At 62.4% G+C, this 8,496-nt stretch carries 9 protein-coding genes; 7 read left to right on the top strand and 2 right to left on the bottom strand.

The window, feature by feature from the left end; translation table 11 throughout:
* Positions 1-281: PLP-dependent transferase (locus ENZ74_RS13180; RefSeq protein WP_206522276.1), on the bottom strand; the 281-nt coding region annotated here is incomplete at its 3' end.
* Positions 282-736: 455 nt separating this feature from the next.
* Between ENZ74_RS13180 and ENZ74_RS13175 the strand changes: the two genes are divergently transcribed.
* The 7 genes from ENZ74_RS13175 (at position 737) to ENZ74_RS13145 (ending at position 7,762) form a co-directional block, all read left to right on the top strand.
* Positions 737-1,372 carry a DUF1326 domain-containing protein gene (locus tag ENZ74_RS13175; protein WP_013532425.1) on the top strand — a complete coding sequence of 212 codons (636 nt, stop codon included), beginning with the start codon at positions 737-739 and terminating at the stop codon, positions 1,370-1,372.
* Between the two features lie 9 nt (positions 1,373-1,381).
* On the top strand, positions 1,382-2,257 hold the full coding sequence (locus tag ENZ74_RS13170) for a DUF2182 domain-containing protein (RefSeq protein WP_013532424.1): 876 nt from the start codon (positions 1,382-1,384) through the stop codon (positions 2,255-2,257).
* Positions 2,258-2,700: 443 nt separating this feature from the next.
* Entirely contained in the window at positions 2,701-3,729 is a 1,029-nt protein-coding gene (locus ENZ74_RS13165) for an amino acid ABC transporter substrate-binding protein (RefSeq protein WP_013532423.1), read from the top strand.
* A 63-nt stretch (positions 3,730-3,792) separates the two neighbouring features.
* Positions 3,793-4,980 (top strand): amino acid ABC transporter permease, encoded by a 1,188-nt coding sequence (locus tag ENZ74_RS13160; RefSeq protein ID WP_013532422.1) that lies wholly within the window; start codon positions 3,793-3,795, stop codon positions 4,978-4,980.
* Between the two features lie 9 nt (positions 4,981-4,989).
* Complete coding sequence (locus tag ENZ74_RS13155) at positions 4,990-6,147, top strand: amino acid ABC transporter permease (RefSeq protein ID WP_013532421.1); 1,158 nt, start codon at positions 4,990-4,992, stop codon at positions 6,145-6,147.
* A 31-nt stretch (positions 6,148-6,178) separates the two neighbouring features.
* Entirely contained in the window at positions 6,179-6,982 is an 804-nt protein-coding gene (locus ENZ74_RS13150) for an amino acid ABC transporter ATP-binding protein (RefSeq protein WP_013532420.1), read from the top strand.
* A gap of 111 nt (positions 6,983-7,093) precedes the next feature.
* Complete coding sequence (locus ENZ74_RS13145; RefSeq protein WP_013532419.1) at positions 7,094-7,762, top strand: TIGR02117 family protein; 669 nt, start codon at positions 7,094-7,096, stop codon at positions 7,760-7,762.
* Positions 7,763-7,836: 74 nt separating this feature from the next.
* Here ENZ74_RS13145 and ENZ74_RS13140 read toward each other — a convergent pair.
* The coding region (locus tag ENZ74_RS13140; protein ID WP_206522275.1) for an FAD-dependent monooxygenase at positions 7,837-8,496 on the bottom strand (660 nt) is incomplete at its 5' end.

Here is an 8,496-nt window from a genome sequence, read left to right as displayed (position 1 = left end):
GTCACCGCCGCAAGGCCCGACGGCACCAGGATCGTGCCTGCCGAACCTTCCAGCGCGTCTATGGCGTGGGCGAGCGCATCGGTCGTCGGCGTGCCGCGCGTGCCGTAAGTGTATTTCTGGGTGCGAGCCGCCATTGACGCCGCGTCGCGAAAAAGCACGGTCGAGGCATGCACCACCGGCGGATTGACGAAGCCGAAATAGTCGTGCGGATTGTTGCCCGAATGGGCAAGCCGCGTGTTGATGCCCATCCCGCCGCTAAAGTGCTCGCCGTCTTTCGCCATTCTGCGTCGCCTTGTTTGACAAGCCGCTAGCCATAGTGCGGCGGCATGGACCGTGCAACAGCCACCGTCCGCCAGGAGATGGACTTCGAATATGCCAATTCGTCGCGGCAAAAACAGCGATGCGGGGACAGGATATCAAAACGAAAAACCCGCCTGTGCGGCGGGTCATCGGCGCAAATCAGCACCATGGACGAAAATGTATCATAGCTGAGGGCAGGCTGTCAAGAAAAAATTCCTATCGCGAAAAGGCGGTCTTTGATTGACCTGCGTTCGGAGCCCTCATCTCCGCCGATCGGCTATTGTGGGCGGCTGCGGAAGGTATATGATTGTCGGCTAATATTAATCGCCGGATTGCTTCGATCAGATGCTGCCGGATGGTTGCTGCCGGTTGACCTCTGGTCCTCCACGATCCGGATCGCGCTCACCAAGCGTGAGCGCGGCAAGGGAGGAATGCCATGCCGGACGTCAAATGGGCCATGAAGGCGCGCGAATTCATCAACTGCAACTGCGCCTATGGCTGCCCGTGCCAGTTCAACGCCATGCCGACATACGGGTTCTGCCAGGCGGTCGCCGGCATGGAAATCGAAAGCGGCCATCACGGCGACACCAAGCTCGACGGATTGCGGTTCGTCGGGATTTTCAGCTGGCCCGGCGCCATACACCAGGGCGGGGGCGAAGCCGCGGTGATCATCGACGAGAGGGCGACGGAAGCCCAACGTGGCGCGCTGCTTCGCATATTGGGCGGTCTGGATACCGAACCGGGTGCAACGATATTCCAGGTCTTTTCGACCACGCTGGAGAAGTTCCACGACCCGATCTTTGCGCCGATCGAATTCAACATCGACGTCGACGCGCGAACCAGTCAGCTGCATGTCGAGGGTATAACCGACGGTCGTGGCGAGCCGATCCGGAATCCGGTCACCGGCGCTGCCCACCAGGCGCGCATCGACCTGCCGCACGGCTTCGAATACGCGATCGCCGAGGTCGGGCGCGGCTGGACAAAGGCGACGGGCCCGATCAAGTTCGAGCTGGCCGATACGCACAGCCATTTCGCCAATCTGCATCTCACGCAGAGCGGCATCGTGCATTGACCTGATCCAATGGGCGACACGGCCCTCGAGGCGGTGCTGCGGCGCGATCGCGCGGTCGTGATGGCCGCGCTCGTGGTGATTGCCGTGCTCGCCTGGGCCTATGTGCTGTGGCTCGCCACCGACATGGTCATGCCCGGCTCCGCCTTGCCGGACAGCGGAGGCGGTGACATGGCCGGAATGGACATGTCGAATATGGACGGGTCGAACATGGGTATGGGCGGCATGGATATGGGCGCCGCCGTGGCGCCAGGCATCCGGGCCTGGGCATTGGCCGATTTCGCTTTCACCTTCACGATGTGGGCGGTGATGATGGTCGGCATGATGACGCCTTCGGTCGCACCGATGTTGCTGCTCTATGCCGGTGTCGGCCGCAAGGCGCGGGCGGATGGCAGGCCCATCGCTTCGACGGGATGGTTTTTTGCCGGCTACCTCGCCGTCTGGGCCGTCTTCAGCCTCGTGGCGACCGGTGCGCAATGGCTGCTCGCCCGTCTTGCCTTGCTCGACCCCTCGATGGCGACCGGCAGCGCGGTCCTCGGCGGCCTCGTCCTGATCGCCGCCGGTCTCTATCAATGGACGCCGATGAAGGGCGTCTGCCTGCGCCAATGTCAGGCCCCGATCGCGTTCCTGGCCGGCCATGGCGGATTCCGCTCCGCTCCGCTCGGCGCGCTCCGGCTGGGCATCGATCACGGCGCCTACTGTCTGGGGTGCTGCTGGGCGCTGATGGCTCTGCTGTTCGTCGGTGGCGTCATGAACGTGCTGTGGATCGCCGGCATCGCCATCCTCGTCCTGCTGGAGAAGACGGTGCCGACCGGGCAGCTGATTCCGCGCGTTTCAGGCGCGTTGATGGCTGGCATCGGGACCTGGATCGTCTTTCAAGCCTCTTGAGAACAGTCTTCGTCTGCGACCTGTATTGGACTGCAGCCGCCAGTAAATCGTCAGAAGACAATCTTGGGACATGGTAGTTCGCCCCACGCGGAGGTCAACAACCACGAGGTATTTGCCCGGGATGGATTTCGCTGCCGCGGCCGGTATCGGCCCCGCGTTGGCGTTGCATCAGCTTTGCCGCCTTTATTGGCCCCTGCTGACTAATTCGCGGGCGTGTTTGTCTGTAAATCAGGCATTTACGGCAATCGGTTTTCAAACTCTTCGGGTTTGGGTCATTTCCCTTGACCTCACAGGAATTATCGCCTTCGATGACATTTGTGAATGGGAGGCGGCGCGTCGGTTACGATGCGGGGTTTCGGGATGGGCCGGGATGAAGCCGCGTTCACACGGGAGAAAAAAATCAGGATTTACTCCTGAAAAACAGAGAAAAGGGTCTGTGGGTCATGAAACACATTGCTATCGGCATTCTAGGCGCCGCCACGCTTGGATTGATGGCGTCCGCCGCGTCGGCGGCCACGCTCGACACCGTCAAGGCGAAGGGCTTCATCCAGTGCGGCGTCTCCACCGGCCTGGCCGGCTTTTCGGCGCCGGACGACAAGGGTGACTGGCAAGGCATCGATGCGGATTTCTGCCGCGCTGTCGCGGCCGCCGTCTTCGGTGACGGCTCCAGGGTCAAGTTCACGCCGCTCAGCGCCAAGGAGCGGTTTACCGCGCTGCAGTCGGGCGAGATCGACATCCTGTCGCGCAACACCACCTGGACCATCAACCGCGATACGGCACTCGGCCTGAATTTCATCGGCGTCACCTATTATGACGGCCAGGGTTTCATGATCAACGCCAAGAAGCTGCCGGGTGTCAATTCGGCATTGCAGCTCTCGGGCGCAGCCGTCTGCGTGCAGAGCGGCACCACCACCGAGCTGAACCTCGCCGACTACTTCAAGGCCAACAAGATGGAGTACAATCCCGTCGTCTTCGAAAAGCTGGAAGAGGTCAACGCCGCCTATGATGCCGGCCGCTGCGACGTCTACACCACCGATCAGTCGGGCCTCTATGGCATACGCCTGACGCTGGGATCGCCGGCCGACCATGTCGTGCTGCCCGAGATCATCTCCAAGGAGCCGCTCGGACCTGCCGTTCGCCAGGGCGACGACCAGTGGTACCACATCGTCAAATGGACCTATTTTGCGCTGCTGCAGGCTGAAGAGCTCGGCATCACCAAGGCCAATGTCGATGAGATGAAGAACTCGGCCAGCCCCGAGATCAAGCGCGTTCTCGGCCAGGAAGCCGACACCAAGATCGGTACCGATCTCGGCGTCTCCAATGACTGGGTGGTCAACATCGTCAAGGCCGTCGGCAATTATGGCGAAATGTTCGAGCGCAATGTCGGCTCGGGCAGCCCGCTGAAGATCGCGCGCGGCATCAACGCGCTGTGGACCAAGGGCGGCCTGCAATACGCGCCGCCGATCCGCTGATCGAAATGTGATCCGGGAGGCAGATCATCTGCCTCCCGGTTTCTCTTTCCAGGGGACGGTCGAATGGCATCGCAGGACGTACTTCGCGAGGAGCCCAGCCGCGGCTCCTTCATCAACGATCCGAAAATCCGGGGCATATTCTTCCAGGTGCTGGTCGTCGTGCTGCTGGTGGCGGGCGTCTGGTGGATTGCCCACAACGTCATCGACAACCTGACGCGGTTGCGCATCGCTTCAGGCTTCGGCTTCCTCAAGGGCCGCGCCGGCTTCGATATCAGCGAGAGCGCGATCGCCTATTCGTCGGATTCGACCTATGGCCGCGCCATTCTGGTCGGCCTCCTCAACACGGTCATCGTCGCCATCGTCGGCATCATCACCGCGACAATCATCGGCTTCGTCATCGGCATCGGCCGGCTCTCGAAGAACTGGCTGATCAGGAAGATCTGCACCGTCTATGTCGAGGTCTTCCGCAACATCCCGCCGCTGCTGGTCATCTTCTTCTGGTATTCCGGCGTGCTGGCCGTGCTGCCGGCGCCACGCGACAGCATCAATTTGCCGTTCGGCTCCTTTCTCAACCAGCGCGGTTTCTATTTTCCACGCGCCGTATGGGGCGACGGTTCATGGCTGATTTTCGTCGCCCTGCTCGTCGGCATCGCCATGGCGTGGTTCGTCGCGCGCAAGGCGCGGCAACGGCAGATGGCGACCGGCCAGCAATTTCCGGTGTTTTGGACATCCGCGGCGCTGATCGTCGGGCTGCCGCTGCTCGCCTATGCGCTGAGCGGCTTTCCCCTGAGCTTCGATTACCCCAAGCAGTCGACTTTCAACCTGACCGGCGGCTTTCAGGTCCGGCCGGAGTTCCTGTCGCTTTATCTGGCGCTGTCCTGCTATACCGCCGCCTTCATCGCCGAGATCGTGCGTGCCGGCATCAGGGGTGTCAGCGCGGGCCAGACGGAAGCCGCCGGAGCGTTGGGATTGCGTTCCGGATCGATCCTGCGGCTGGTCGTCGTGCCGCAGGCCATGCGCATCGTCATTCCGCCGCTGACCAGCCAGTATCTCAACCTGACCAAGAACTCGTCGCTGGCCATCGCCATCGGCTATCCGGACCTGACGGCGACCGCCGGGACAGTGCTGAACCAGACCGGCCAGGCCGTCGAGGGCGTGGTGATCATGATGGTGATCTATCTCGCCATCAGCCTTCTGACCTCGCTTGTGATGAACTGGTTCAACGCCAAGATGGCGCTGGTGGAGAGGTGAGGTAAGGACATGCAAGAACATGATATGTCCTGGGTGCGCACCGAAATGGTGCTGGCGCAGCCGGCGCCCGCCAGCGTCACCGGCCTCGGCGCATGGGTGCGCAAGAACCTGATCGCGTCTACCGGCGACACCATTTTGACAATCGTCGGCATCGCCCTGGTGGCGATGATCCTGCCGCAAATCATCAATTGGGCGTTCATCAACGCCGTGTGGACGGGGCCGGACCGGACCGTATGCGCCACGGTGGCGCAAGGCGGCATCCAGCCGGATGGCTGGACCGGCGCCTGCTGGGCTTTCGTCAATGCCAAGTTCGGCCAGTTCATGCTCGGCCGCTATCCCATCGAGGAGCGCTGGCGGCCGATCCTGGTCGCCATCCTGTTCGTGGCGCTGCTGGTGCCGATGCTGATGCCGAAGGTGCCACGCAAAGGGCTGAATGCGGTTCTGCTGTTCTTCGTGCTGCCGATCGTCGCCTTCGTCCTGCTGGTCGGCGGCATGTTCGGCCTGCCGCATGTCGAGACCTCGCTTTGGGGCGGGCTCTTGGTAACGCTCAGCCTGTCCTTCGTCGGCATTGCCGTGTCGCTGCCGCTCGGCATCGTGCTGGCGCTCGGCCGCCGTTCCAAGATGCCGATCATCAAGACGCTGTGCGTCGTCTTCATCGAGACGGTGCGCGGCATCCCGCTGATCACCGTGCTGTTCTTCGCCAGCGTCATGCTGCCGCTGTTCCTGCCGGAGGGCGTTTCGTTCGACAAGTTCCTGCGCGCTTTGATCGGCGTGTCGCTGTTTGCCGCCGCCTATATGGCCGAAGTGGTGCGCGGCGGCCTGCAGGCGATCCCCAAGGGCCAATATGAAGGTGCCGATTCGCTCGGCCTCGGCTATTGGCAGAAGATGTATTTCATCGTCATGCCGCAGGCGCTCAAATTGGTCATCCCGGGCATCGTCAACACCTTCATCGGCATGTTCAAGGACACCAGCCTGGTCATCATCATCTCGATGTTCGACCTGCTCGGCATCGTCAAACAGAATTTTTCCGATGCAAACTGGGCAACCGCGCAGACGGCGAGGTCCGGCCTGATCTTCGCCGCCTTCGTCTTCTGGCTGTTCTGCTTCGGCATGTCGCGCTATTCAATGTACACCGAACGCCGGCTCGACACCGGCCACAAACGCTAAACATAAACAAAAGAACAAGGGGATCCCTCTCATGGCCACCGAAAATGCCGTCAGCGCCGAAGAGATCAAGGTCAACGCCGCCAAGATGCAGATTTCGACGACCGATGTCGCCATCGACATCATCGCCATGCACAAATGGTATGGCGAGTTCCATGTGCTGAAGGACATCAACCTGAAAGTGATGCGCGGCGAGCGCATCGTCATCTGCGGCCCCTCCGGCTCCGGCAAATCGACCATGATCCGCTGCATCAACCGCCTGGAGGAGCACCAGAAGGGCAAGATCATCGTCGACGGTAAGGAATTGACCAACGATCTCAAGAAGATCGACGAGGTGCGCCGCGAGGTCGGCATGGTGTTCCAGCACTTCAACCTGTTCCCGCATCTGACCATCCTGGAGAACTGCACGCTGGCGCCGATCTGGGTGCGCAAGACGCCGAAGAAGCAGGCCGAGGAAATCGCCATGCATTTCCTCAAGCGCGTCAAGATCCCGGAACAGGCCAACAAATATCCCGGCCAGCTTTCCGGCGGCCAGCAGCAGCGTGTGGCGATTGCCCGCTCGCTGTGCATGAACCCGCGCATCATGCTGTTCGACGAGCCGACCTCGGCGCTTGATCCGGAGATGATCAAGGAAGTGCTGGAGACCATGGTTGGCCTTGCCGAAGAAGGCATGACCATGCTGTGCGTCACCCACGAGATGGGTTTTGCCCGCAAGGTCGCCAACCGGGTGATCTTCATGGACCAGGGCCAGATCGTCGAGCAGAACACGCCGGCCGAGTTCTTCGACCACCCGCGCCATGAGCGCACGAAGCTGTTCCTGTCGCAGATCCTGCACTAGGCTTTCGATGTTTGCGAGGAGCCCGGCTGAAACACTGCCGGGCTCTTTTGCGTATGGCATAACAGGCGACCGTTCCTGTCGCGCTGGAGCGCTTTTGCAGAGCCGCTTTTCATGAAGAGACTGGGACGTTTTCTAGGCCTTCTGTTGATTGTCGTCGCTCTCGCCGTGACGACGGGCACCCTCGTGCCGCGGCCGCTGTGGCCGGCGGCCGCCGCCATGCCCGCCGCGACGCGCCACATCCTGGTGCTGAACAATCCGATCCACACCGATATCGCCATCCCGGTCGACGATGCCGTGCGCCAGCGTTTCCACTTCCTGGTCGACGCCGGCATACCGGCCGACAGGCCGGAGGTCCGCTACATCGTCTTCGGCTGGGGCGGTCGCGCCTTCTACCTGGAGACGCCGACATGGTCCGAGCTGAAGGCGGTACCGGTGATGAAGGCACTGACCCTCGACGCGTCGGTCATGCATGTCGATGTCGCCGGTGACATCCTCGAACCGCCCCCTGACATCGCGGGGTTCGACATCACAGAGGACCGGTTCGCGGCGTTGCTCGATTTCATCGATGCGAGTTTCCAGCGCGGACCGGAAGGCCCGATCCTCGTTCCGGACGCGGCCTATTCCAGGTTCGACGGCTTCTACGAAGCCAACGGCCATTTCAACGCACTGATCGGCTGCAACACCTGGACGGCGGCCGCCTTGCGCACCGCAGGCCTGCGCACCGGCTGGTGGAACCCGCTGCCTGTATCGCTCGGGCTATCGATGCGGCTGTATAATTAGCGTGGGCATTCCGCGAATTGGCGAGTGTCGCGTTCCTTCACACCCCCCTCTGTCCCGCCAACCTTTCGCAGGTTTCAGCTTTCGTCAGCCTCCGGTGCCCGCCAGCCATAGAGCCAGTCCAAATCCGCCGCGAGTTTTTCCGACGAGCGCATTTTCAGGAACACGTTGCGCGCAATCGCCACCGGCCCTGCGGCATGCCAGGCCAGCCGGTTGACAGCGCCGCGTCGGGCGACCTGCGCGACACGCGGCCGCCGTGACTGTTCCCAAACCGCAAGCGCGGCCAGCGGGTTCGTAGGGGAGGCGTAGACGGCGTCGGCAAGCGTCGCTGCATCCTCGATCGCCATGGCCGCACCTTGCGCCGCGAATGGGGTCATCGCATGCGCGGCGTCGCCGATCAGCGCCATGCCGTTCGGTGTTGTCCAGGGCTGTTGCGGGTCGACAGTGTGGATCGGCCACGCGGTCCACGGGCCGGCCTGCTCGACCAGACGGGCAAGTTCTGCCGCAGTGCCGGCAAGAGCTCGGGTCAGGATCCCGGCGTCGGCGTTGCCGGACCAGCCCTCGGCAATGCGGTCGCCCCTGGTGAAGGCCGCGAGATTGAAGGCCGCACCCTTGCTGACGGGATAGGCCACCATATGGAAGCCGGGATGCAGGAAGGTGGTGACGCAGTCCCTGGCGCCGATGGCGGCAAAGCTCTGCCCCGCGGCGCTATCGGCTGCGATGGTCGCGCGCCAGGC

It is taken from the genome of Mesorhizobium sp. M7A.F.Ca.CA.002.15.2.1 (assembly GCF_003998715.1).
Classification (GTDB): domain Bacteria; phylum Pseudomonadota; class Alphaproteobacteria; order Rhizobiales; family Rhizobiaceae; genus Mesorhizobium; species Mesorhizobium ciceri.
Note: the sequence above shows the minus strand (reverse complement) of the source record. Positions and strands in the feature narration are given on the sequence as shown.

What these genes read in the sequence shown, in the direction of transcription:
- ENZ74_RS13175 (WP_013532425.1), top strand. Translation starts at nt 737, where the DNA reads ATGCCGGACGTCAAATGGGCCATGAAGGCGCGCGAATTCATCAACTGC.
- ENZ74_RS13170 (WP_013532424.1), top strand. Translation starts at nt 1,382, where the DNA reads ATGGGCGACACGGCCCTCGAGGCGGTGCTGCGGCGCGATCGCGCGGTC.
- ENZ74_RS13165 (WP_013532423.1), top strand. Translation starts at nt 2,701, where the DNA reads ATGAAACACATTGCTATCGGCATTCTAGGCGCCGCCACGCTTGGATTG.
- ENZ74_RS13160 (WP_013532422.1), top strand. Translation starts at nt 3,793, where the DNA reads ATGGCATCGCAGGACGTACTTCGCGAGGAGCCCAGCCGCGGCTCCTTC.
- ENZ74_RS13155 (WP_013532421.1), top strand. Translation starts at nt 4,990, where the DNA reads ATGCAAGAACATGATATGTCCTGGGTGCGCACCGAAATGGTGCTGGCG.
- ENZ74_RS13150 (WP_013532420.1), top strand. Translation starts at nt 6,179, where the DNA reads ATGGCCACCGAAAATGCCGTCAGCGCCGAAGAGATCAAGGTCAACGCC.
- ENZ74_RS13145 (WP_013532419.1), top strand. Translation starts at nt 7,094, where the DNA reads ATGAAGAGACTGGGACGTTTTCTAGGCCTTCTGTTGATTGTCGTCGCT.